The sequence below is a fragment of the Amycolatopsis umgeniensis genome (genome assembly GCF_014205155.1).
In the GTDB taxonomy this organism is placed as follows: domain Bacteria; phylum Actinomycetota; class Actinomycetes; order Mycobacteriales; family Pseudonocardiaceae; genus Amycolatopsis; species Amycolatopsis umgeniensis.
Map to the genome: position 1 here is coordinate 1,310,652 of NZ_JACHMX010000001.1, position 24,975 is coordinate 1,335,626.

11 protein-coding genes and 3 pseudogenes are annotated in these 24,975 nt (G+C 71.1%); all 14 read right to left on the minus strand.

The features are described 5' to 3' along the window. A pseudogene (locus tag HDA45_RS43185) lies at positions 1-1,173 on the minus strand (condensation domain-containing protein); the annotation flags it as partial. A 75-nt stretch (positions 1,174-1,248) separates the two neighbouring features. Then, positions 1,249-10,104: pseudogene (locus HDA45_RS43190) on the minus strand (amino acid adenylation domain-containing protein); the annotation flags it as partial. Then, positions 10,096-11,379 (minus strand): annotated as a pseudogene (locus HDA45_RS43195) (condensation domain-containing protein); the annotation flags it as partial. The pseudogenes HDA45_RS43195 and HDA45_RS43190, both read right to left, overlap by 9 nt. 234 nt (positions 11,380-11,613) lie before the next feature. Beyond that, entirely contained in the window at positions 11,614-13,626 is a 2,013-nt protein-coding gene (locus HDA45_RS05570) for a multicopper oxidase domain-containing protein (protein ID WP_221471023.1), read from the minus strand. Beyond that, complete coding sequence (locus HDA45_RS05575) at positions 13,623-13,850, minus strand: MbtH family protein (RefSeq protein WP_221471024.1); 228 nt, start codon at positions 13,848-13,850, stop codon at positions 13,623-13,625. The genes HDA45_RS05570 and HDA45_RS05575 overlap by 4 nt, the downstream gene beginning before the upstream one ends. Positions 13,851-13,941: 91 nt before the next feature. Next, entirely contained in the window at positions 13,942-14,997 is a 1,056-nt protein-coding gene (locus HDA45_RS05580) for an iron chelate uptake ABC transporter family permease subunit (protein WP_184892486.1), read from the minus strand. Continuing rightward, positions 14,994-16,037 (minus strand): FecCD family ABC transporter permease, encoded by a 1,044-nt coding sequence (locus HDA45_RS05585; RefSeq protein ID WP_184892488.1) that lies wholly within the window; start codon positions 16,035-16,037, stop codon positions 14,994-14,996. The genes HDA45_RS05580 and HDA45_RS05585 overlap by 4 nt, the downstream gene beginning before the upstream one ends. Then, a complete protein-coding gene (locus HDA45_RS05590) occupies positions 16,037-17,725 on the minus strand; it encodes an ATP-binding cassette domain-containing protein (RefSeq protein ID WP_184892490.1) in 1,689 nt (562 codons plus the stop codon). The genes HDA45_RS05585 and HDA45_RS05590 overlap by 1 nt, the downstream gene beginning before the upstream one ends. Next, positions 17,718-19,409: an ABC transporter ATP-binding protein gene (locus HDA45_RS05595; RefSeq protein WP_184892492.1), complete on the minus strand. Its 1,692-nt coding sequence runs from the start codon at positions 19,407-19,409 to the stop codon at positions 17,718-17,720. The genes HDA45_RS05590 and HDA45_RS05595 overlap by 8 nt, the downstream gene beginning before the upstream one ends. 25 nt (positions 19,410-19,434) lie before the next feature. Next, positions 19,435-20,289 carry a siderophore-interacting protein gene (locus tag HDA45_RS05600; protein ID WP_184892494.1) on the minus strand — a complete coding sequence of 285 codons (855 nt, stop codon included), beginning with the start codon at positions 20,287-20,289 and terminating at the stop codon, positions 19,435-19,437. A gap of 227 nt (positions 20,290-20,516) precedes the next feature. After that, a complete protein-coding gene (locus HDA45_RS05605) occupies positions 20,517-21,365 on the minus strand; it encodes an ECF transporter S component family protein (RefSeq protein WP_184892496.1) in 849 nt (282 codons plus the stop codon). Beyond that, positions 21,362-22,957, minus strand: coding sequence for an ABC transporter ATP-binding protein (locus tag HDA45_RS05610; protein ID WP_184892498.1), 1,596 nt, complete (start codon positions 22,955-22,957; stop codon positions 21,362-21,364). Before HDA45_RS05610 ends, HDA45_RS05605 begins: the two co-directional genes overlap by 4 nt. Beyond that, a complete protein-coding gene (locus tag HDA45_RS05615; protein ID WP_184892500.1) occupies positions 22,954-24,066 on the minus strand; it encodes an energy-coupling factor transporter transmembrane component T in 1,113 nt (370 codons plus the stop codon). The genes HDA45_RS05610 and HDA45_RS05615 overlap by 4 nt, the downstream gene beginning before the upstream one ends. Further along, complete coding sequence (locus HDA45_RS05620) at positions 24,066-24,974, minus strand: ABC transporter substrate-binding protein (protein ID WP_343071991.1); 909 nt, start codon at positions 24,972-24,974, stop codon at positions 24,066-24,068. The genes HDA45_RS05615 and HDA45_RS05620 overlap by 1 nt, the downstream gene beginning before the upstream one ends. Position 24,975: the final 1 nt, after the last annotated feature.

Here is a 24,975-nt window from a genome sequence, read left to right on the forward strand (position 1 = left end):
GGACTGGGTCAGCTCGGCGAGCGGGAAGTCCGACGGCGTGTGGAACGGCTCCCGCACGGCTTCGACCAGTGCCGCGACGGCTTCCTGCCAACGATCGGCCAGTGCGCGCACCTCGGCCTCGCCGAGGACGTCCGGGACGAAGGCCCAGGACGCGCGGACGGCGTCTCCGTCGACGGCGGCGTTGATCTCCAGCGCCGCGGCGACCGCGGTACCCGGATCGGCGTGGCCGCCCATCGGCTCGGCGGGTGTCCAGTCACCGTCGCCGCCGGTGAACCGGCCGAGGTAGTTGAACCCAACCTCGGGTTCGGGCAGCCCCGGCACGCGGTCGAGGTAACGCAGCTTGCCGTACTGGAGACCGGCGAGGTCGCCGCCCGGCAGGCCGCGCAGCGCGGACTTGACGCCCTTGAGGGTGGCGACGGGATCGGCACCCTGGTCGAGCGGCACGGGGTACCGCGAGGTGAACCAGCCGACCGTGCGCGAGATGTCCGGGCCGAGATCCGCCCGGCCGTGGCCCTCCACGGCCACCAGCAGCGGTTGCCGCGCCGCCGTCACGAGCGCGGCCAGCAGGACGTCCTGCACGGTCCCGTGCGCGTGGACCGCGACGTCGGGCAGCCCCGCCCACGGCAGTTCGACCTCGAACTTCGCTGCCGTGGCGACCAGATCCGTCGAGGGATCGACGGGACGACGGCCGAGACTCGGGAACGGACGGTCCAGGAACGACCGCCAGGCCGCGGGGTCCACGTCGATCCGGGTGGCTTCCCGCGCCCAGCGGGCGAAGCTGCCACCAGTCGCGGCGGGCGCGCCCGCGAGGTCCTCCATGAGGATGCGCCAGGAGACACCGTCGACGACGAGGTGATTGACCACCAGCAGGAGCCTCCGCCGCGACGGGCACCAGACCGCGCGCAGCAGGACACCGGCCGCGGAGTCCAATTCGGACAGTGCGCGTTCGCGTTCACCCGTCAGGTCCTCGACGACGCGGACGGCGGGGGCGCCGGTCGCGCCGGGCACGAGCCGTCCGTCTTCGGTGAGCCTGCTCCCCAGCTCCGGGTGCCGGGTGAAGAGGTCGTCGAGCTTGCGCTGGAGGCTCGCGGCGTCGAGATCCGCCGGTGTGGTCAGGAGCAGCCACTGCGCGAAGCGGTCGAGGTCGCCGCCGCGTTCGGCCGCCCAGGCCATGATCGGCGTGCGGGCGATCTCGGCCGGTTCCGGTTCGGTCTGCCCGGATTCGACGAGCGTACCGACGCGTTCGGCCAGTGCCAGCGGCGTGCCGAGTTCGACGACGTCGCGGGCGCGGACCGCCAGTCCGGCGGCCCTGGCCCTGCCCACCACGCGCAGGGACAGGATGCTGTCGCCGCCGAGGCCGAAGAAGTGGTCCCGCTCGCCCACCGACGGCAGGTCGAGCACCTCGGCGAAGATGTCCGCGAACAGCGCCGCGGTGGCGTTCCCGCTCGTGGACGCCGTGACCTCGGCTCGCGCGCCGGGTTCCGGCAGGGCCGCGCGGTCGAGCTTTCCGCTGGGGGTCAAGGGGAACTCGGCCAACGGCAGGATCGTGGCCGGCACCATGTACGAGGGCAGGTGGTCCCGGCAGTGCGCCAGCAGCAGTTCCACGTCCACAGTGGACGACGCGGTGACGTACCCGGTCAGTCCGCCCGGACGGGCCGCCACGGCGGCACCGGTGATCCCGGGGACGGCGCCGAGGACGTGTTCGATCTCGCCGAGTTCGATGCGGAAGCCCCGCACCTTGACCTGGTGGTCGGCGCGGCCGAGGTAGTCGATCTGCCCGTCTTCGGTCCAGCGGGCGAGGTCGCCCGTGCGGTACATCCGGCCGCGGTGGAACGGGTTCGCCACGAACCGTTCCGCCGTCAGGCCGGGGCGGCCGAGGTACCCGCGGGCGAGACCGCCCGCCAGGTACAGCTCACCCGTGACGCCGGGCGGGACCGGGTTGAGATCGCGGTCCAGGACGTAGCACCGGCATCCGGCCAGCGGCGCGCCGATGAGCACGCGTTCGCCCTCGGCCACCGGCCAGCTGGTCGCGTACACCGTGGCCTCGGTCGGACCGTAGATGTTGACCAGGCGCGCGTCCGGGAGCGCGGTCCGGATGGAGCGCACCAGATCCGCCGACAACGCCTCGCCCGCAAGGGCGAAGGTGCCGACCTCGAGTCCGGACAGGTTCTGTTCGAAGACGCCCGCGATGGCCGACGGCACCCCGCAGACCAGGCTCAGCCGATCGCCGTCCGTCGCGTCGGCCAGCGAAAGGACATCGGGGACGACGTCGATCCTGCCGCCGCTGAGCAGCGGGGCGAAGATCTCGAAGACGGACACGTCGAAGGTGACCGGAGTCGCCGCGAGGACCCGCGACAGCCCCTCTGCACCGAAGGTGGCGCGACCCCATTCGACCAGTCCGACGACGCTTTCGTGTTCGACGACCACGCCTTTGGGGCGGCCCGTCGAACCCGACGTGTAGATCACGTACGCCGCGTTTCCGGGACGCACGGCGACTTCGGCGTCGCCGGACGGCTCGAAACCGTCCAGTGACAGATGCTCGAAGCCGTCGTAGAACGTGTCCATGGTCAGCACGAGGGCGGGGCACGCCTCGGTGAGGACGCCCGTCACGCGTTCGGGCGGGTGCCCGAGGTCGATCGGCAGGTAGGCGCCGCCCGCCTTGTGCACGGCGAGCATCGCGACGATCAGCTTCACCGAACGCGGCAACGCCAGTGCGACCACGGATTCCGCGCCGACACCGCGGTCGGCGAGTGCCAGGGCGAGGCCACGGGCGGCGGAGTCGAGCTCGGCATAGGTCAGGCTCGTGTGCTCGTCGGTGACGGCGATCGCGTCCGGCGTGCGGCGGGCCTGCGCCCGGAACTCGTCGGCGAGAGTCCGTCCACTGTGGAACTCCCCGGTGTCGTTGAAGGCGCGTACGACGAGGTCTCGCTCGGCGGCGTCGGCGATACCGAGGCCGCCGACCGGCGCGGTTCCGTCGGCCACGACGTCGAGCAGGACACGGACGAACCGGTCCAGCAGCACGGCGGCGGCCTGCTCGCCGAAACCGGGCTGGAACTTCAGCCCGACGTACAGCCGTTCCTCGGGCGCGACGATCAGCGTGACCGGGTAATGCGTGGCGTCCACCGGCGGCCCGCCGGTCACTCGAAGATCCCGGCCCGCGTCCCAGCTCGTGGCCGCCGGGTAGTTCTCGACCACGAGCAGGGTGTCGAACAACTCGCCGATCCCCGCCTCGCGCTGGATCTCGGCGAGCCCGATCTGGTGGTGGTCCAGCAGTTCCGCCTGCTCGCGCCGCACCCGCGAGAGCAGGGCGTCCACCGTTTCGCCCGGACGCGGCGAGATCCGCACCGGCAGGGTGTTGATGAACAGCCCGGCCATCTCGGTGCTGCCCGCCAGTTCCGCCGGGCGGCCGGAGACCGTGGTGCCGAACACGACGTCGGCGCGGCCGGTGAGCCTGCCGAGCAGGATCGCCCAAGCCACCTGGACCAGGGTGTTCACCGTGCAGCCGAGGACTCGGGCGCGCTCCGCCACCGACGCGGTGACTTCGGCGTCGAGTTCACGGTGGAGGTGCTCCGGCCACCACGGCTCACCGGAGCCGGGGGCGAGCAGCGTCGGCTCGTCCAGTCCCGCCAGGGCGGCGGCCCAAGCGGCGCGATCCGCTTCCTTGTCCACTGTGGACAGCCAATGCAGTTGATCGCGGTGCGGGCGCCGCACCGGCGCCTCGGCCCCGCCGTACGTGGCGAGCAGTTCTCGTGCCAGCGCCAGGGAGGACCAGCCGTCCAGCAGGATGTGATGGTGACAGATGAGCAGGCGGTGATGCCCCGGGCCGCCTCGCAACAGGGCGAACCGGATCAGCGGCGCCTGGGACAGGTCGAACCGGGCACGGCGGAACCGCTCGACGGCCTCCTCGGTGAGCACTCCTTCTTCCCACGCCAACGCGGGTTCGGGCAGGACCACCTGGACGGGGTCGCCGTCGGCCCGCAGCCGGAATTCCACGCGCAGCGCGGAGTTCCGTCGCATCAGCTGCTCGGCGCACGCGCGCAGTCTGGCGGTGGCGAGCTCCCCGGCGAGGTCGAACGACAGGAGCACGGTGTAAACGTCGGTCTCGGCGTCCTGGGCCAGCAGACCGGCTTGGAGCGGAGTGATCGGCAGGACGTCCTCGACGTCGCCGAGTTCGTCCACTTCGGACTGCGTGAGCGCGACCAGCGGGAAGTCGGACGGCGTATGGCCGCCGCCTTCGGTCAGCGCGGTGATCGCGCGGTGCCACGCTTCCAGCAGAGCGTCGACGGGCTCACCGGACGACCAGCGTGCCTTGAGCACACCGTCTTCGACCACAGTGGACACTTCGACCGGATGGGACGCGGCCAGCTCCGGATCGGCGCCGCCCGCCAGGAAACCGAGACCGTCCACGGGGGTGAAGTCCCGCTCGTCCCGGAGGACCCGGCCGAGGTGGTTGACCAGGAACGGCCGCGGCGCGCCGGGGACGCGGTCGCGCAACGGACCGTAACCCGTGCCACCATTCGGAACCGCGGCGAGGGTTTCCTTGACCCGCTTGAGGATCTGCTCGGGCGTACCGTCGAGAGCCACCCGGATCGGGTACAGGCTGGTGAACCAGCCGACAGCGGAATCGGCGGCCCGCAAGCCGTCCCGGCCGTGCCCTTCGAGATCCGCCCGGAGTTCGCGCTCGCCCCAGACCTCGCGGGCGGCCAGCCCGAGTGCGGCGAGAAGGACCTCGCGGGTTCCGGTGTGGAACGCGCGCGGGATGTCGGTGATGACGGCCCTGGACAGCCCGTCGGGCAGCTCGGTGACGACATGCCGAAGGTCGCCGACGGTGCCGGTGGCCAGATCGACACTGGTCCCGGCTGCCATGCCGGCCCAGAAGGAGGTCTGCGTCTCGTCCGCGGTCAGGGACGCCGCCCAGTCACGGGCCACGAACTCACCCGGCCGCGCCGGCTCCCCCGCCCAGCCCGCGGCGAGCTCGGCGCCGATGACCGGCCACGAGACGGCGTCGACCACGAGGTGGTGCGCCACCAGCAGCAGCCTGCCTGACAGGAAGTGGACGCCCCGCAACACGACACCGGCGTGGGGGTCGAGCGCGGAGATCTCCCGCTCCAGTTCGGCCCGAGGATCCGCCTCGGCGAGCACCGCGCGCAGCGGGACCCTGGCTTCGTGGGGAGACCGGATCTCCAGCGTGTCACCGGTCAGCCGTGCCCGCAGGAAGTCGTGCCGGGCCACGAGTCTGGTGAGCAGCCGCGCCAGATCGCCGGTCTTCGCCCCGGCCGGGACCCGGAGCAGGGTGGCCTGGCTGTACCGGTCGATCGGGCCGCCACGCTCCAGCAGCCAGCGCAGCATCGGGGTCGGAGCCACCGGGCCCAGCCGTTCGGCCGCGGTGGCGGGTACGGCGCGGTCGTCGATCTCCCGGACCCGGGTGGCCAGTTCGGCCACGGTGCCCGCCTCGACGACGTCGCGCGGGGTGACGAGCAGCCCGGCCCGGCGCAACGCCGCGACCAGGTGGATCGCGCTGATGCTGTCCCCGCCCGCGGTGAAGAAACCGGTGTCGGCACCGATCTCACTCCGCCGCAGCACTTCCGCGAACGCGTCGGCGACGGCGGCTTCCCGCGCGTCCCGCGGCGCGATCGTGGCCACCGCGGTCTCCCCCGGCGGCTCCGGCAGCGCCGCGCGGTCCAGCTTTCCGTTGCGGTTCACCGGGAACGCGGCCAGCGGGACCAGCGCCGACGGCACCATCGCCGCGGGCAGCTCGGCGGCCAGTCCGGCGAGCACCGGAGCCGGATCCACGGTCGCGGGCACGCAGTAGGCGACGAGCCTGCCGTCACGGACCACGACCACGGCGCCGTCGACGCCGGGCCGGGCGACCAGCCGCGCCTCGATCTCGCCCGGTTCGATGCGCTGGCCACGGATCTTGACCTGATGGTCGGTGCGGCCGAGGTAGACGAGCGCGCCGTCGGGACGGCGCCGCACGAGGTCGCCGGTCCGGTACATGCGGCCGCCGGACGGGCAGGCCACGAAGCGTTCGGCGGTGAGGGCCGGCCGGTCGCGGTAACCACGCGCCAGCTGGACTCCGGCCAGGTACAGCTCGCCCGGCACCCCGGCCGGGACCGCGTTCAGCCGCGCGTCGAGCACGAGCAGATCGGTGTTCCAGACCGGGACACCGATGGGCACCGGCGTCTCGCCGTCGGCGGTGTCCCATTCGGTGACGTCCACCGCGGCTTCGGTCGGGCCGTAGAGGTTGTGCAGCGGGGCACGGAAGACCGCCCTCGCCTTGGTGACCAGATCGGCGGGCAGTTCCTCGCCGCTGCACACCACGCGGCGCACTGAACCCAGATCGTGCGGCACCCCGGCCGCGACGAACGCCGCCAGCATCGACGGGACGAAGTGGACGGTCGTCACCCGTTCCACCTCGATCAGCGCGGCGAGACGATCGGGATCGCGGTGGTCGCCCGGTTCCGCGACGACCAGCGTGGCCCCGGTGATCAGCGGGAGGAAGAACTCCCACACCGAGACGTCGAAGGTCGCCGGGGTCTTCTGAAGGACCCTGTCGCCCGCGTCGAAGCCGTAGCGGTCCGCCATCCACAGCAGCCGGTTGACGATGGCGCGGTGCTCCACCAGCACGCCCTTGGGCCTGCCGGTGGAGCCGGACGTGTAGATCAGGTAGGCGGCGTTGCCCTCGCCGATGACGGCGGACGTGAACCCGTCGCCGTCGGGCAGGTCGCCCGCCGTGACGACCGCGTCCGGCGCCGCGTCGGCGAGCAGTTCGCGGACGCGCTCGTCCGGCAGTTCCGGATCGACCGGCAGGTAGGCCGCCCCGGCACGCAGGACGCCGACGAGGGCGACGACCAGATCGGCCGAACGCGGCAGGATCACCGCGACGATCGATTCGGGGCCCGCCCCGCGGTCCCGCAGCCCGGCGGCGAGCCGCGCGCTGCGCTCGTCCAGCTCCCGGTAGGTCAGCCGGTTTCCCTGGAACACCAGCGCTTCGCGGTCGGCGTGGTCGGTGAAGGCCCGTTCCAGCAGCGCCGTCAGCGTCACGGCTGGGACGTCGTGCGCGGTGTCCGGCCGGGCCAGTTCCGCGGGCAGCAGGACCGGCACGTCCGCGACGGGCTCGTCGGCCGAGGCGACCAGGTCGCCGAGGACCTGGACGAACCGGCCGGTGAACAGGGCGGCCTCGTCGGCGTCGAACAGATCCTGCGCGAACTCGAGGAACCCGTCGAGCCCGTCGCCGGTCTCGGTGACGTTGAGGGTGAGGTCGAATTTGGCCGTGCCGGTCGGGATCAGGTCCATCCCGGCGTCGAGCCCGGCGAACCCGCCGTCGCCGTCCGGAGTGTTCCGATAGGCGAACAGCACCTGGAAGAGCGGATGCCTGCCCGGTGCGCGCGGCGGCGCCACCCTGTCGACGACCTGGTCGAACGGCACGCCGTCGTGGGCGAGCGCGGCCAGGCCGGTCCGGCGGACACGGGCCAGCAACTCGCGGAACGTCGGCTGCCCGGACAGATCCGTGCGCAGCACCACGGTGTTCACGAAGAATCCGACCAGCGGATCCAGTGTTTCGGCGGGCCTGCCCGCCACCGGGACACCGATCGGGATGTCCGTCCCCGCGCCGCACCGCGACAGCACGGTCGCCAGCGCCGCGTGCAGGACCATGAACACACTGGTCCCGGTTTCGGCCGCGAGTTCCCGGATCCGTCCGTGCAGGCCGTCCGCCAGGTCCAGGTCCAGCACCAGACCGAGGCCGCTCGGGTTACCCGGCCGCGTCCGTCCACTGGGGACCGGCAGGTCTTCGGGCAGGCCGTCCAGCTCCGCCGCCCAGAAGTCCAGGTCGGCCGAGACGGGAAGATCCCGCTGCCACAAAGTGTAGTCCGCGTACTGCACCACCAGCGGAGTCCACTGTGGAGCGTGACCGGCCGCGCGAGCGGTGTACGCGGTTTCGAGGTCGGCGATCAGCGGTCGCAGCGACCATTCGTCCGTGGCGATGTGGTGCGTGGTCAGCACCAGCGCGTGGTCTTCGGCACCGAGGACGATCAGTGCCGCGCGGACCGGCGGCTCGGCGTCGAGGGCGAACGGACGACGGCTGTGCCCGGCGATCACCGACGGCAGTTCGTCCACGGTGGCTTCCAGCGCCTCGCAGACAGCCGGTGACGGCGGCAGGATCTGTTGCCACGGCTCGGTTCCGTCGTCGTGATACACGGTGCGCAGCGGTTCGTGCCTGGCGATCACGTCGTCGAGGGCCGCGACCAGCGCCCGGCGATCGAGCGGGCCGCGCAGGCGCAGACTCAGCGGCAGGTTGTAGGCGGCGCTGTCGGGCCCGGCGAGGGCCTGGAGCAGCCACATCCGGCGCTGCCCCGCGGAAAGCGGCAGCCGCTCGGGCCGGGCGGCCACCGGGACGTCCGGCCTCGCCGGGGCGAGGTCGTCGAGACCGTGGATCAGCGCGGCGGGCGTCGGGGCGTCGAACACCGCGGCGATGGGGACGTCCACGCCGAATTCCGCGCCGAGGCGGGCACTCAGCCGCATGGCGAGCAGGGAATGCCCGCCGAACCGGAAGAAGTCGTCGCCGGGGCCGAACCCCGGGACGCCGAGGACGTCGGCGAACGCTCCGCAAAGCCGGGCGAGACGGGGGTCTGTGACGGCCTCACCGGATCCGGTGTGGGTCCGGTTCGCCAGCGCCAGCCGGTCGACTTTTCCGTTGGGGGTCAACGGAAGTACGTCCACCGGCACGAGCAGGCCCGGCACCATGTAGTCCGGGAGCCGCCGCGCCAGTTCCGCGCGCAGGTCACCGGTGTCGCCGCTGGGCACGTAGTACCCGGCGAGCCCGGCGCCGGCGGCCACGACAGCGCAGGGCCCGACGCCGGGCGCCTGTCCGAGCACGGCTTCGACCTCGCCGAGTTCGACCCGGAAGCCCCGGACCTTGACCTGGTGGTCGGTCCGGCCCAGGCAGTCGAGATCACCGGTTTCGGTCCAGCGCGCGAGGTCGCCCGTGCGGTACATCCGGCCGCCGCCGAAAGGGTTCGCGACGAACCGCGAGGCGGTCAGCCCGGGTCTGCCCAGGTAGCCCAGCGCGACCCCGGAGCCCGCCAGATAGAGCTCACCCGTCGCGCCGGGCGGGACCGGCCGGAGAGCGGCGTCGAGGACGTAGGCGTGGGTGTTGTGCAGGGGGCGCCCGATCAGCGGCCGGTCGGCGCCCGCCAGGTCGATTTCGTGCGCGGTGGACCAGATCGTCGTCTCGGTCGGCCCGTAGACGTTGGTCACGCCCGCGGTCGTCGCGCTCAGCGTGCGGGCCAGCGACGGCGGCAGCGCCTCGCCGCCGACCAGCGCGCGGACACCGCGCAGGGCGAGCGGCGCGGATTCGGCCAGCGCCTGCCACAACGACGGCGTCGCCTGCATCGCGGTGATGCGTTCCCTGCCGAGCAAAGCGCTCAACCGGGCCGGATCCCGCGTGTCCTCGCGACCCGCGAGCACGATCGTCGCGCCGTCGAGCAGGGGCAGGAACAGTTCGAGGGCGGCGATGTCGAAGCTGACCGTCGTGACGGCCAGGAACCGATCGGTGGCGCGGAAGGCGAACCGTTCGCGCAAGGAGGCGAGGAGGTTCGCCAGATTGCGCCGGGTGACGACGACACCCTTGGGACGTCCGGTCGAGCCGGAGGTGTAGAGCACGTAGGCGGGCGCGTCGAGCGGCGGCTCCGGTAGCGGCACCGGATCGACGGGCAGGCCACCGGAGAGCCAGGCGGGATCGACCACCAGCGCCGGGGCGGCGTCCGCGAGCATGAATTCCACGCGTTCGGCGGGGAAATCGGGATCCACCGGGAGGTAGGCGGCACCGGCCTTGAGCACCGCCAGCAGCGTCACGACGAGATCGACGCCCCGCGGCAGCGCGACGGCGACCAGGTCCCCCGGCCGGACGCCCTCCGCGACGAGGCGGGCGGCGAGCCTCCCGGACCGGCCATGTACGTCGTTATACGACAGCCGGGATCTCGCGTCCTGGAGGGCGATCCCGTCGCCATCGGGCACCGCGCTCAAGACGTCGGCCTGATCGTGCGCGGTCGTCTCCGAGCGGCCGAGCGCGAGGACGCGGGACCGCTCGTCGGCGCCTGTCACGTCGAACCGGCTCGCCGGGAGGTCCGGCTCGGCCGAGGCCAAGGCCTTCAGCACACCGGCGAAGCGCCGGGCGTGGTCCTTCACGTCGTCCGCGCTGTAGGCGGCCGGGTTGGCGTCGACGTCGAGTTCGATCCCGCCGTCACCCGGCAGGCCCTGCACGGTGAAGGTCAGGTCGTCGACCGGTCCGGCGGCCAGGTAGTGCGTGGTGGCGGGCACGCCGCCGAAGGAGAGGCCGGTGGCGAACGGTTTGATGTTGATCCACGGCCCGACCAGCCGCCTCGAGCCGAGCCTGCCGAGGTCGCGGCGCAGGTCCTCGCCGCGGTACCGGTGGTGCGGGCGGGTCAGCTTCAGTTCCGCGGTCACGGTCTTGACCAGTTCTTCCACCGTGGTGGACGCGGTGACCGGGATCCGCAGCGGGACGACGTTGACCGTGGTCGCCGGGATCCGCGCAGCCGGACCGAGACGGCCCATGACAGGCAGGCCGAGGACGATCTCGGGGGCGCCGGTGACCCGGTGCAGGTAGAGCCCGGTCGCCGCGATGACCAGTTCGGTCCAGCCGGTGCCGAGCCGTTTGGCCAGCACGGAAAGCGCTGCGAAACCGGCCGCGTCGAGCCGGGTGCTCTCGCGCAGGAAATGGTGCGACGCCGGGACCGGGGCAGCCGGGGAGACGACCTCGGGCAGATCCGCCAGCCTGTCCAGCCAGAACGCGCGATCACGCTCGAACTTTTCGGACTCCCGGTACGCCGCCTCGTCGGCGAGGAGAGCCGACACCGGTTTGAACGGGCTGTCACCGACAGGCCCGCCCGCGACGAGGGCGGTGTAGATCGCCGCCACGCGCCGCTGGACCAGCCCGAAACCATAGCCGTCGAGCAGGATGTGATGGCAGGCGAAGAACCAGGTGAAGTGGTCCTGCGCCCGCCGGTAGAGGATCTGCGTCACCAGCGGGCCCGACGCGGGATCCCGCGCGATGGCGAGTTCCGCGCGCATCGAAGGAACCGGATCGGTGTCGATGTCCACGATCCGCAGCACCGGCGTGACACCCGGCTTGCGCCAGGGCCCCGACTCGTCGTGTCCGAAAAGGACGGACAGGCCGTCGGCCTCGGCGAGCGTCCGGTGTACCGCCTCCTGGAAGGCGGAGACGTCGATTTCGCCCCGGATCTCCAGGTATTCACCGGTGTTGTACGCCGGACTGGACTGATCGAGACGCTGCCCGAACCAGACGCCCTGCTGTGCCGCGGTCAGCGGGCTGCGGACGTCATCGTGCGCCGATGACACAGTTGTTCCTTCCTCTGCATGGTGAGGGGCAGGCGATCGTGGCGTCGTGTCTGAACCCCAGGTGAGCGAAGGCGTAACTCGCGTGATTGGAGACGGATCTCGCGTGATCAGAAGCCGAACATCGTGATCGCCGCCCAATCACAAGAGATCCGTCTCTGATCACACGTGATCGCCGCCCGATCACGCGTGAACGCCCATCCCGCCCGAACACGACACCCACGACCACGCCGACCACTAGTGCCCGTGCCCGCCGCCTGCCGTCGGTGGCAGCTCGTGGGCCATCGACTTCGCGATCGCGATGACCTCTTTCGGCTGCACCAAGAACGGCCGCATCATGCTCATGTCCTCGTGTTCGAGCATGTGGCAGTGGTAGACGAACTTGCCGGTCACGTCGGCGAACTTGGCGACGACGTCGACCGACTCGCCCGCGGCCACGTTGACGACGTCCTTCCAACCCGCCTGGTCGGGCGCCACCGGTTCGCTTCTCTCCCAGAAGACCGGTGTCGTGGTGCCGCCGCCGACGCCGCCACCGGGAAGATCGATGAACTGGAAGCCGTCGATGTTGTAGAAGCCGCGTTTCACCGGCTGGAACGCGCAGACGTGGACGTGCATCGGATGCGGCCAGCCGGACCAGTCGAGGTTGACGAACCGCCAGCGCTCCCACGAACCCGCCTTGACGGTGTACTGCGTGGGATCGGTCCACTGGTAGGCCATGCGCTTCCAGGTGGTGACCGAACCGTCCTGTTCCTTGAGCTGCACGATGCCGTCGATGGGGAACGGCCCCGGCGGCGCCTCGACCTTCCGCATCTCCCACAGCCGGGCGTGCGAGACGCCGACCGGGGTCAGCATGACCATGCGCTCGGCCTCGACGGGCTGCTTTTCGGTGACGCGGGTGAACGACTTCGCCAGCGTCCTTGGCAGGCGGAAGCCGCTCTGCCTGCCCCGCTGCGCGACCCGGAACTGCAGGAAGTCCGGCCACGGCCCTGGGTCGTAGTCGATGTTGCGCAGCAGCACCTTCTTGCCGGCGAGCGCGCGGAAGTCGATCAGGACGTCGGCCCGTTCGGACGCCGCCAGGCTGAAGCCGCCCGCGACGTCCACCGGCGCGCCGAGCAGTCCCGCGTCGGAGCCGATCACGAAGATCGTGTTGGGCGGTAAGGGTTTCCCGTCCTCGGTCACCGCCTGCACCACGTACGGCCGCGTGTTGGACGCGTTGGCCATGCGGAAGCGGTACCAGTCCGGCTCCACGTCCTTGAACGGCCAGATCGTCCCGTTCACCAGCGTGTACGGCCCGGCGAACGAACGCACCTGCCGCAGCGGGTCCGTGCTCATCACGGTGGTCTTGTGCAGCATCGTGCCGGTGAGGCGGTTCTTGTCGTCGGTGTCGAAGTTCCGGTCGCAGATCAGCAGCGGCACTTCGCGGTCCCCGGACGGCAGGCGCAGCGAGGCCTCTTCGTCGTCGCGGAGGAGGTACATCCCGAGCAGGCCGGACATCACGTTCCAGCGCGTGATGTGCATGGCGTGGTCGTGGTACCAGAGCGTGGTCGCCGGCTGGTCGTTGCGGTACTCCACCAGCTGGCTACGGCCCGCGAGGACCGCGTCCTCCGCCCAGCCGTCACTGCCGCCGTCACTGAAGTGGCCGTGCAGGTGGACCGACGTCCAGCCGGGCAGCGCGGCGACGTCCGCCCGCGGCGCGACACCCTCACGGCCGGGAACGTCCCACTGGTAGGGATCGGCGTTCTCGTCGAACAGGATCTCCACCACCGGCAACGGATACGGACCGGTGAGCTCGTTGGTCCAGGTGACCCGCAACGGTTTCCCGCGCCGGGCTTCGATGATCGGCCCGGGGAACCGGCCGTCGAAGCCCCAGATCTTCGTCGGCGGGAGCTGCGAGTGCAGCCGGACGACGTTGGGCCGCATGCGGATCGTCAGGTTGTCGACGCCGCCGCCCCGATCGCCCCTCGCCGTCGCCATGGTGGGCAACGGATCCCGGAACGGCGTCAGCTGGGTGACCGTCCCCCGGAACGGCGTGCCCGGCCGCGGCGTCGTGGCGGCCACCGGGCGCACTTGGCCGACCGGATCGCCTTGCGCCCGGGGCCGGGCGTACGCGCGAGGATCGATCGTGACCGGGCCGCGTTCACGGCCGGGCATGGACTGGATCGTCGCCGACCCGATCCCCAGCGCCAGCGCGCCCGCGAAACCCGCCTTGAGCAGAAAACCCCGGCGGTCGACGCCTTCGCCGTCGCTCACGACCTGTCGGCCTCTGCCGCCGCCATGGCCTCGATGAGGCTCTTGGGCCTCAGATCGGTCCACGTCGCCTCGACGTAGTCCAGGCACTCCTGTCTGGAGGCCTCGGCCTTCGCCACCGTCCAGCCGTCGGGCACCTCGGCGAACGAGGGCCAGAGCGAGTGCTGGTTCTCGTCGTTGACCAGCACCAGAAAGCGGCCGTCTTCGTTGTCGAACGGATTCGTCATCACACAGCTCCCTCAGCAAACTTAGGGAAGGCTAGCCTAATGATTTACCCATGGCCATAGGCCGAAAACGTGACGGTGGCGGCATTTCCGCTCAGGCGCGGCCGCGGCGCATCTCGCCGGACAGCAACCAGCCGAGATACAGCCCGCCGAGCACCAAAGTGGTCACCCCGACCGGCAACTGGGAACCCGGAATCAGTCGCTGGGCGACCAAATCCGCGAAGGCCAGCAAGAAACCACCGGACAACGCGGAAATGGACAACGAGGGACCGACCGAGCGAGCGAGCCGTTTCGCGACCTGTGGAGCCGCCAGCGCGACGAACGAGATCGGGCCCGCGCAGACGATCGCGGCGGCGCTCAGCACCACCGAAACCGTGATCGCCCGGCGGCGCACCGCCCCCACCGGCAAACCGAGCGAGGTGGCCGAATCCGGGCCGAGTTCCAGCGTCAGCAGCGGTTTGCTCAGCAGGAAGGCCGACGGCAGCACCACGACCAGCACCGCCAGCAGGATCCACACGTGCTCCCACGACCGCCCGTTGAGACTGCCGACCAGCCAGATCTGCGCGTTGAGCATCTCGTTCAGGTTGGCCCGGCTGAGCAGGTACGCGATTCCCGCGCTCAGCAGCGCGCTCACGCCGACCCCGACCAGGATCAGCCGGTACCCGCGCACACCGCCGCGATAGGACAGCAGATAGATCAGCACCGCCACGGCGCCACCGCCGGCGATCGCGCCGACACCGGTGGACGCCAGGCTGGAATCCTTCAACAGGAGGATGGACACCAGTGCGCCCGCCGCGGCCCCGTTGTTGAAGCCGACGATGTCCGGGCTGCCCAGCGGGTTGGCCGAAAGGCTCTGGAAGATCGCCCCGCTCACCGCCAGCGCGGCCCCGACGAGCAAGGCGACCAGCACCCGCGGCAACCGGACGTCGTTCACGAAGTACCGCTGCTGCAGCGTTCCGTGCCCGCCGAGGGCGCGGAAGACGTCGGGCATGGTGATCGGGTAGTTGCCGGAAAGCAGGCTGGCCAGTACCACCGCGCAGCAGAGGACCACCAGCACGACCGCGACCCAGACGGTCCGGCGGTGCAGCCGCACCGAGATCCGGCCGCTCCTGCTCCGGACCGTCCACTGTGTACTGGAAGTGACGGTCACAGTTCCCCCAGCCGTTTCCGGCGGACCAGGTAGATGAACACCGGCGCGCCGATCACCGCGGTGACGGCCCCCGCCTCCAGTTCGCCGGTCGGCAGCACGACCCGGCCGAGGACGTCCGCCCCGAGTACCAGCAGCGGTGCCGAAACCATGGAGTACGGGACGACCCAGCGGTAGTCGGGGCCGACCACCGCGCGGACCGCGTGCGGGATCGCGAGACCGACGAACCCGATCGGCCCGGCGGCCGCCGTCGCCCCGCCGCACAGCAGCACGATCGCGATCACGCTCAAGAGCCGCGTGCGGCCGAGATGCGCGCCGAGCGCGCGGCCGACCTGGTCGCCCAGTGCCAGTGCGTTCAGCGAGCGGGTGAGCAGCAGGCTGATCACCGCGCCTGCGACCAGGAACGGCAGGACGTCGAACAGCACGTCGTAGCCGCGGTTGATCAGCGAACCGATCGTCCAGAACCGCATCGACTGCGTCGTCCGCGCGTTCATCGTGGTGAACGCCGAGATGATCCCGGTCAGCACGGCGGTGACCACGGTGCCCGCCAGCGCGAGCCGGACCGGATTCGCCCGGCCGCGGCCGGTGGAGCCGAGCAGGTAGACGACCACGCTCGCGATGGCCGCGCCGACGAGGGCGAACCACACGTAGCCGGTGAGCGAGGTGACGCCGAAGACGGCGATGGCGACCACGACGGCCGCGGAGGCGCCGGATTCGATGCCCAGCAGCCCGGGATCGGCCAGCGGGTTCCGGGTCACCGCCTGCATCAGCGCGCCCGCCGTGCCCAGCGCGGCGCCGACCAGGACGCCGAGCAGCGTTCGCGGGATCCGCTGATCCCAGACCAGGTTCGCGTCGTAGGAACCGTCGAAGTGGAACAGCGCGTCCCACACCACGCCGATCGGGAGATCCTTGGCGCCGACCGCGACACTGACGATCACGGCCACGCCGATGAGCGCCAGGCCCGCGACGAGCCCCGCGCCGCGGGCGACGTTGACCTTCGGCCGGGCGACCGGTTCCGGCCGGGGCGGCGAGACGACGGCCATCAGCCACCCACCGTCACGCGGCCCGCGTCCAGCCGGACGGCGCGCGGCAACCGGTCGATCGTGGACTGCCGGTGCGCGATGATGATCAGCGACCGGTCCGCGTGCAGCCGGTCGAGCGCGCGTTCGATCCGGTCACCGGTCTCCGGGTCGACGTCGGCGGTGGCCTCGTCGAGGATCAGCACGGCAGGGTCCACCAGCGCGGCGCGGACCAGGCCGATCAGCTGCCGTTCCCCGGCGGACAACGTGTCCGCGGCGGCGCTGACCGGCGTGTCCAGCCCTTCCGGCAGCCGGGCCACCCACTCCCGCAGGCCCAGCCGCTCCAGCGCCCAATCGATCCGGTCGTCCGGCGGCGGCTCCGGCACCAGGCGGAAGTTCTCCCGCAGCGTGCCGGTGACGACGTGAACCCGTTGCGGGACCAGCATGATGCGGCTGCGCAGTTCGTCGGGGGCGATCTCGTCGAGCGGGATGCCGCTGTAGCGCACGGTTCCGCCGTCCGTGGGATACAGCCCGGCGAGGATCTTGGCCAGCGTGGTCTTCCCGGATCCGGTCGGCCCCACCAGGCCCGTGCGCGCTCCCGGCGGGAACGTGCACGACACGTCGTTGAGCACGGAAATCCCGTCCACGTAGGAGAACCGCAGTCCGGAGGCCTCCAGCGTCCCGCGTTCGGGGAGCACCGTGCCGTTGCCGGTGCGCGGCGGGCGCTCGGTGGTGTCGAGCAGGTTCAGCAGCCGGGCGAGGCCGACCCTGGACGTCTGCAACTGGCCGATCAGGTTCGTCAGCTGGTTGGTGGAGTCGAACAGTTGCCGCATCGCCACCACGAACACCGCGACCGTGCTCAGCGGCATACCCCACGCGAGGACGAGACCGCCGCCCACGACGAGGATCGTGGCGTCCGCCAGGGCCTGCGCCAAGGTCACGCCGCCGGTGCGCAGCACGACGAACTCGGACCGCAGGGTGGTGCGCCGCAATGTTTCCTTGTCGCGGTCGAACCGGTCGCGCCACTGCTGCTCGGCGCCGCGGGAGGTGAGCAGCTCGCGGGCCTGGATGCCCTCGCGGTAGGTCGCCGCGACGGCACCCTGCGCCGCGGCCTCCGCCGCGAAGGCCGTCGTGGCCCCGCGCTGGAACCACCGCATGATCAGCACCGACAGCGGGATGAACACCAGCACCACGACCAGGGTGAGCTGCCACGAGTAGAGCAGCAAAAGGACCGTGGTGAAGATCAGGTAGCCGGTGACCGACAGCAGGTCCGGGAGATCCGCGCGGACGAAGGACGCGAGATCGGCGATCTCCGCGGTGCTGCGGCGGAGCAGATCACCGGACCGCTGCGTCTCGAGGAACCGCAACGGCGCCGTCGCGAGCCGGGACACGACGAGGTCGCGCAGTGACGCCACGACGCGTTCCCCCGCCCTCGCGAGCCAGATTTCCCCGGTGCGCAAGAGAATCAGCCGGGCCAGGACGAGCGCGGCGAAGACGCCCGCCGCCGTGTACAGGCCCGCGAGGTCCTTTTGCGCCACCCGCTCGACGGCCCAGCCGACCACCGACGGGATCAGGGTCAGCGCCAGTGTCGCGGCGGTGCCGAGGCCGATCGCGAGGGAAAGGATCGCGCGGTGCGGTTTCAGGAACGGCCAGGCACGCCGGAGCACGCCTTTCTGTTCGGGCCGCTCGCTCAGGACGATGGCTTCAGGCACGCCGAGCCACCTCCCGCACCGGCAGGGCGACGACGCGGTCCGCGGCGTCCACCACCGCGGCCCGGTGGCTGGCGAAAACGATCGTCCGCACTCGCCCCGCCTCGTCGAGCCAGGCCCTCAGTCCGTTGAGGACACTCTGTTCGGTTCCGGCGTCGACCGCCGAGGTGATGTCGTCGAGCAGCAGGACGTCGGCGCCGTGCAACAGGGCCTGCGCCAGGGCGAGGCGTTGCAGCTGCCCGCCGGACAGGGTCGCCCCGCCTTCCCCCGTCTCGGTGTCATAACCGTTGGGCAGCCCGGAAACGTGCTCGTCGATGGCCGCCGCGGCGCACGCCGCCCGCATGTCTTCCTCCGTGAGTTCCGGACGGCCCAGCAGCAGGTTCTCGCGGATCGTCCCGGAGATCAGATCGGGCCGCTGCGGCACGAACACCAGCCGCTCGCGGACCTCCCGCAGCGCCGCCCGGCGCAGATCGACGTCTCCGAAAACGACCGTGCCGGCATCGGGATCGTCTCGCCGCGCGAGCAACCGCAGCAGCGTCGACTTGCCCGAACCCAAGGGGCCCGTCACCACGACGAACTCCCCAGGGCGGGCGGTGAGATCGAGCGGGCCGACCACGCGACCGTGCGCGGAATGCACCTCGACCCCGGTGGCCACCAGATCGGCGGGCGGGCGGAGCGGCACTCCGGCGTCCGGGTCCGCGACACCGGGGACGGTCTCGAGCACCTCGCTGATCCGCTTCGCCGCCGTCAGCGCTTCGCCGAGCTGGGTGAACCGGTGAGTGACCACGCCGATCCACGTGCCCAGCATCGCCATCCAGGTCGTGAAGGCCACCAGCCCGCCAACGGTCAGCGAGCCGTCGATCACCGCGCCGCCGCCGACGAGCAGGCCGATCGCCGTCGCCACACCGGGAACGAAGGGACCGGTCGCGGCCCAGCTGGCGGCCACCTTGGCGGTCGACATGGTCTCGACGGTGACCGTCCTGCTGTGCTCGGCGTGCCGCTCCAGCAGCGGCCCGTCGCCGCCGATACCGCGGATCGCGACACTGGCCGTGAGCAGTTCCTCGACCGTGTCCGCGCGGGCGCCGTGCGCGGCGGCGAGCCGGTCGTTGGCGGCCGCGAACCGTTTGGGCAGCACGATGTTCAGTACGACCAGCGCCGGGACCGTGGCCAGCCCGACCACGGCGAGCGACGGGTCGAGCCTGCCGATGAGGACGAGGATGACGGCGAACCCGGCGATACCGGTCACCATCGAGGCGGAACCCGCCAGCCAGTTGTGCACGAAGTCGACGTCGCGCGTTCCCCGGATCGCGAGGTCGCCGCGACCGAAGCGCGCGCGATCCCGCCGGTCGAGCAGCAGGGCCTGGTCGAGCAGCCTGCCGCGCAGGTCGTTCGACGCCGACACCGCCGCGAGGGTGATCTGCCACTGCATCAACGCGAGCCCGGCGACCAGCAGGATCGCCGCGCCCACGACGGCCAGCGCCCAGCCGAGCGTCGCCGACTGGTTCCCGGCGTTGATGCCGTCGTCGATCGCGTACTCGACGCACAGCGGGAACACCACCGTCGCCAACTGGAAGAGCGTTCCCCCGGCGACCGCGGCCAGCACCCTGCCCCGGTTTCGCCCCAGTGCGCCCACCAGCAGCCGGACGGCGGCCCGGCTTTCGCCGCGCACCTTCATTCCCTGCCCCATCTTCAGTTCCGCAACAGTGCCGTGGTCAGTCTTCGGGCTCCGCGTCGTACGGGGCGTCTTCGGACTTCCCCTGCCGCCAGTACCCGCAGAAGTCGATGCGCTTGCGGTCGACGCCGCGCTCGCGGACGAGATGCCTGCGCAGTTCCTTCACCATCCCGGCCTCACCGGCGAGCCAGGCGTAACCGGGGCCCTCGGGCAGTTCCGCGGCGCGCACGGCGTCCAGCAGCGGCGCGCCCTCGCCGTCCCGCGTCAGCCAGGTGACCTCGACTTCGCCGTCGGTCCGCCACTGCTGGCGGTCACCGTCGACCGGCACCTGCACGAAGACCTGGGCGCGCTCCCCCGCGGCGAGTCCTTCGACGATGCCACCGATCGCCGGGAGCGCCGTCTCGTCACCGGCGATCAGCTTCCAGCCGGACCCGGGACGCGGGAGATAGTCGGCCCCGCGGCGCGTGGGATCCGTTTCCTCGTGCGGGAACCGGGCGTTCGGGCCGTAGATGACGACCTCGTCGCCGGGCTCGGCGGCACCCGCCCACTTCGACGCCGGGCCGACGTCACCGTGCCGCACGAAGTCGACGTCGATCTCGCCGGGGCGGAGCGCGCGGATGGTGTACGTGCGCATCGCGGGGCGGCCGTCTTCGGGCATTTCGCGGTAGCGGGCGTACCAGTCCTCGCCGGTCGGCACCCGCGGGCTCGCGCCGGGCGCGGACGGCAGGAAGACCTTGATGCGCTGATCCGGCCCGCAGGTGGTGATGTCCCGCAGCCCCGGTCCGCCGAAGGTCACCCGGATCAAACTCTCCCCGACCGGCGCCGTCGCCAGCACCACGGCGTCGAAGTGGAGGAACGGCTCGCTCCGGAGCAGGTCGGTCTTGCCGGCGGTCATGCGGAACCCATCCCTCTTGTGCACCCTTGGCTTGGACTACGAAGGTTAGCCTAACCATATGGCCGAGGGGGTGGGTGCGCTAGCTCCGAACGGATCATCGGGGCCGGGCATTTCGGTGCGCTGCGCCACACCGGTTGGCTCGCCCGCAAGTCCGTGAAGGCCTCCTTAAGGGACTCTGGGTCCCTCAAGGAGGCCTTCACGGACTTGGGGGCAGCGCGAGCCTCGCGCTAGCGCTCCTTGCCGCTCACCAGCGTCTTCCCGTCCGTGAACGACGGAATCACGCCGTAGGAAGCCTTCCGCGAAGCCCGCCGCAGCGTCGCGAGCACGGCGGGCCCCAGCACCAGGATCGCCACCGTGTTGGTGATCGCGCGCCCCGTGTCCCAGCCCGCCGTCGACGTCAGCAGCGTGAAGACGGCGAACCGGTGCAGGTTCTCCAGCAGCGGAGCGCCGGGCACGTACGAGATGTGGCCATCGTGGTACGGCACTTCGGCGTCGGTGATGAACGGCCAGAACCACAGGTTCATCAGGAAGCCGAACACGTACGCGACGAAGATCCCGTAGCCCACCAGCATCGCGATCTCGGCCTTGCCGGTCACGCGCCGCGGCAGCAGGCCCGCGCCCATCCCGATCCACGCCGAGCACATCATCTGGAACGGCAGCCACGGCCCCACCCCGGCCGTCAGCAGCGCCGAAGCGAACAGCGACGTACAGCCCAGCACGAAACCGAAGCCCGGTCCGAGCACCCGCCCGGCCAGCACCAGCAGGAAGAACACGGTCTCGATGCCCGCGGTCCCCGCTCCCAGCGGCCGCATCGCCGCGTTCACCGCCGAGAGCACGCCGAGCATCGCGAGGGCCTTGGAATCCATGCCCCCTTCGGACATCTCGGCCAGCACGATGACGATCAGGATCGGCAGGATCCCGATGAACACGAACGGCGCGTCCGGACCGTGCTGCATCGACTGCGGTTCGACGCGGACCAGGAGCGGCCAGACGAACATCATCAGTCCCGCGAGCGACGCGAGCCCGAGCACCGTCGCCGAACGCGGGCCCAGCCGGACCGCGGGGGCCGTGTTCACCGGACCTCCTGCGGAAGCGCGGCACCGACGTCGTCGACGGTGAGCCACGGTTCGCCGAGGATCTTGGCGACCTGCGTGGCGAACGCCGGGGAGCCACCGAGCACCTCGCCGGTCGGGCCGTCCGAGACGACTTCCCCTTCCGCCATCACGAGGACGCGGTGCGCGATGGTCGCGACGAACTCGACGTCGTGGGTGGCCACGACGACCGCTTTGCCCTCGGCCGTCAGCGACGCGATCATCTGCGCCAGCGCGGCTTTCGCGGTGTAGTCGAGACCGCGGGTCGGTTCGTCCAGCAGCATGATCCGCGGCGCGGCCGACAGCTGCACCGCGAGCACGAGCGCGAGACGCTGTCCCTCGGACAGGTCCCGCGGATGCGAGGCCGGATCGATGCCCGGAGCGAGCCTGTCGAGCAAGCCCCGGCAATACCCCGCTTCCGTGCCCGATTCCGCGTCGGCGGCCTCGCATTCGGCGGCGACGGTCTGCAAGTACAGCAGGTCGCTCGCGGTCTGGGGCACCATGCCGACGAGCGCGCGGGCCGCGGCGCTGCTCAGCGTCTTCGGATCCTTGCCTTCGACGGTTACCTTGCCACCCTGCCGGGGGCCGGAGCCCTGCACCGCCCACAGCAGCGACGACTTGCCGGAACCGTTGCGGCCCATCATCGCCAGCACCTCACCGGAGCGGAGGCTGAGGTCGACCTCCCGCACCGCGACCTTCGGCCCGTACCGGACCACGACACCGGACGCGGCCAGCAACTCCTCACCCGCGGTCGTGGTCCGCACCGGCGGAGTCCCCAGCGTCAACGACGAAGCGCGACGACGCGCGTCACGGACGGACATCGGCAGGGGATCCCACGACGCCAATCGTCCCAAGTGGACGATCGGTGGCGCGATCGGCATGTCCTTCAGCACTTCCGGCGGAGTCCCGTCCACCACTCCCCCGGTGCCGGGGACGTAGATCATCCGATCCGCGAACGGGATCACGCGTTCCATACGGTGCTCGGCCATCAGCACCGTCGTGCCGAGGTCCTCCACCAGCCTGGCGAGCGTCGCCAGCACCTCCTCGGCGGCGGTCGGGTCCAGCGCCGACGTCGGTTCGTCCAGGACGAGCACCTTCGGATGCGTGGTCAGCACCGAGCCGATCGCCACCCGCTGCTGCTGCCCGCCGGACAGCGTCCGCAGCGCGCGCCTGCGCAGTTCCGCGATGCCGAGCAGGTCGAGGGTCTCTTCCACCCGGCGGCGCATCACCTGCGGGCTCAGGCCGAGCTGTTCCATGCCGTACGCGAGTTCGTCCTCGACGGTGTCGGTGACGAAGCCCGCCAACGGGTCCTGCCCGACGACGCCGACCAGATGCGCGAACTCGCGCGGCGGCCGGGACCTCGTCGTGACGCCGTCGACGGACACCGTCCCTTCGAGGTGACCACCGGTGAAATGCGGGACGAGACCGTTGATCGTGCCGAGCAGCGTCGACTTGCCCGCGCCCGTCTGGCCCGCGAACAGCACGAGTTCGCCTTCACCGATGGACAGCGTCACGTCGGCGAGCACCGGTTCGGAGCGGCCGTGGTAGGTGAAGGAAACGTGGTCGAGTTCGATCATGCGTGCACTTCTTTTTCCAGCGCGGCGTACGGGGGTTCGGGGACCGGGGTCAGGAACGCGGGCAGGACACCGATCAGCACCCCGAGCAACGGCCCCCACGACAGCGACGGCCAGGACAGGTTGATCAGCGACGGGTTCATGTTCATCGGGTTCACTTCCGACGTCGTGAACAGGATGGCCGCGACGGCGATCCCGCTCGTGGCGACGACGATCTCCGGCAGATGCCAGCGGTCGGGCCGGTAGCGGGTGCGCTGGACCCGTTTGCCCGCCGACCAGAACCCGATCAGCCCGACCACGACCCCGGCGGAAAGTACCGGGGCGGCGAGATATCGGGGTGTCGAACCGTCCAAAGTGGCGTAAACGCCGACGCAGACACCGATCAGGCCGACGATCATCAGCGTTCCCGTGATCAGCCTGGCCCGCGCCTCGACCAGCCCCGCGCGGCCGTAACCACGAGAATCCATGGAGGCCGCGAGTTGCAGTGACCGCGAAAGCGCGTCCTCCAGCACCGGGATGAGGACGGTGTGCAGGGCTTTCACCTTCTTCTTGCCCGAACCGCCCCGCAGTTTGCGGGCACGCCGGACGCGCAACACGCTCTCGGCGAGCTGCGGGAACACCGACAGCGCGACGATCACCGCCGTCCCCACCTCGTACAACGCCGGCGGCATCGCCTTGAGCAGCCGTTTCGGGTTCGCGAGCGCGTTGGCCGCGCCGAGGCAGATCACCATCGTCGCCAGCCGCATCCCGTCGTAAAGCCCGCCAAGCAACGATTCCGCGGACACGTCGCCGAAGAGCCGAATGCCCGCCGCCCATTCGGGCAGCGGGATTTCGGGCAGCCGCAGGATGATCGTGGCACCCTCGGCACCGCCGAAGACGATGCGGAAGAACACGCGGATCGCCACGATGACCGCGCCGAGGTACAGATAGAGCCGGAAAGCCAGCGCCCACGGCGCCTCACTGCGCCGGGCCACGACGACGTACCCCGCGACGGCCACGATCGTCAGCAGCAGCCACGGGTTCGTCGTCCGGGTCGCCGCGACGGCGAGCCCCAGCGCCCACACCCACCAGGCGGCCGGATGCAGGTCGCGCGGCAGGAAGTAGGACGTCATCAAGCTCCTTGTGCGCGTTTGCGTCTGCGTGCCACCAGGAATCCTGCCACGCACAACGCCAGCACCGCGCCACCGGCCGCCCACGGCGCCCAGTCACTCGCGCCGGACTCTCGCTCGATCACCGCGTTGACGTCCTCGGCGTTCTCACCGCCAGTGAACGCGACGTTCATCGAAGGGTCCTTCGCCTGCGGCCGCGCCGACGCGCTCGGACGCGGTTTGGGCGGCGGCAGCGCACCGGAACTGGCGACCGGAGCCTCTCCCGCGCCCGGTTCCACCCCCTCGGCGGGCTGACTGTCAGCGGGCTGATCGCTCCCCGCTTGCGGCTGTTGCTGTTGCCGTTCGTTGGGATCGTTGGTGGACGGCTTGGCCTCCTCGCGCGGCACGCACGACTGGCCTTCGGTGCCCGGCCGCACCGCGGAGACCCGCGGGACCGGGTTGGTCTCGGCGGTGGCGTTCAGCGAGAACGACCAGCCCTCGAAACCACCGGGGATGAAGTCACGGTTCTTGACGCCCCACTGGCTGTAGTCCCAGGCGCAGTTGTTCGAGGCGTGCCAGTACGACCAGTAGGCCTGGGCCGGAGGCGTGTCGATGCACAGCTCGCGGTACTTCTCGCGGCCGGTGATCGGGACGTTCTCGGCCGCGGACGGCCGGTTCTCGACCCGGCAGATGAACGCCTCACCCCACCGTTGCACCCCGGCGATCTGGAAACCGGCGCCCTTGAGCGCGTCCAGCCCGGTGCCGCGCGTGGTCTGGGGATTGCAGCGCACGATGGTGGTGCCGCCGAGCTTCTGGAAGTCGACGACCACGGTGACCCCGTTGGCGTCCTTGCAGAACCCCGGGTATCCCTTGCCCTGGTCGACGGCGTGCGCGGACGGCGCCGTGGCGGCGATCAGGAAGATCACCGCCACC

What these genes read in the sequence shown, in the direction of transcription:
- HDA45_RS05615 (WP_184892500.1), bottom strand. Translation starts at nt 24,066, where the DNA reads ATGACGTCCTACTTCCTGCCGCGCGACCTGCATCCGGCCGCCTGGTGG.
- HDA45_RS05610 (WP_184892498.1), bottom strand. Translation starts at nt 22,957, where the DNA reads ATGATCGAACTCGACCACGTTTCCTTCACCTACCACGGCCGCTCCGAA.
- HDA45_RS05585 (WP_184892488.1), bottom strand. Translation starts at nt 16,037, where the DNA reads ATGGCCGTCGTCTCGCCGCCCCGGCCGGAACCGGTCGCCCGGCCGAAG.
- HDA45_RS05575 (WP_221471024.1), bottom strand. Translation starts at nt 13,850, where the DNA reads ATGACGAATCCGTTCGACAACGAAGACGGCCGCTTTCTGGTGCTGGTC.
- HDA45_RS05600 (WP_184892494.1), bottom strand. Translation starts at nt 20,289, where the DNA reads ATGACCGCCGGCAAGACCGACCTGCTCCGGAGCGAGCCGTTCCTCCAC.
- HDA45_RS05595 (WP_184892492.1), bottom strand. Translation starts at nt 19,409, where the DNA reads ATGGGGCAGGGAATGAAGGTGCGCGGCGAAAGCCGGGCCGCCGTCCGG.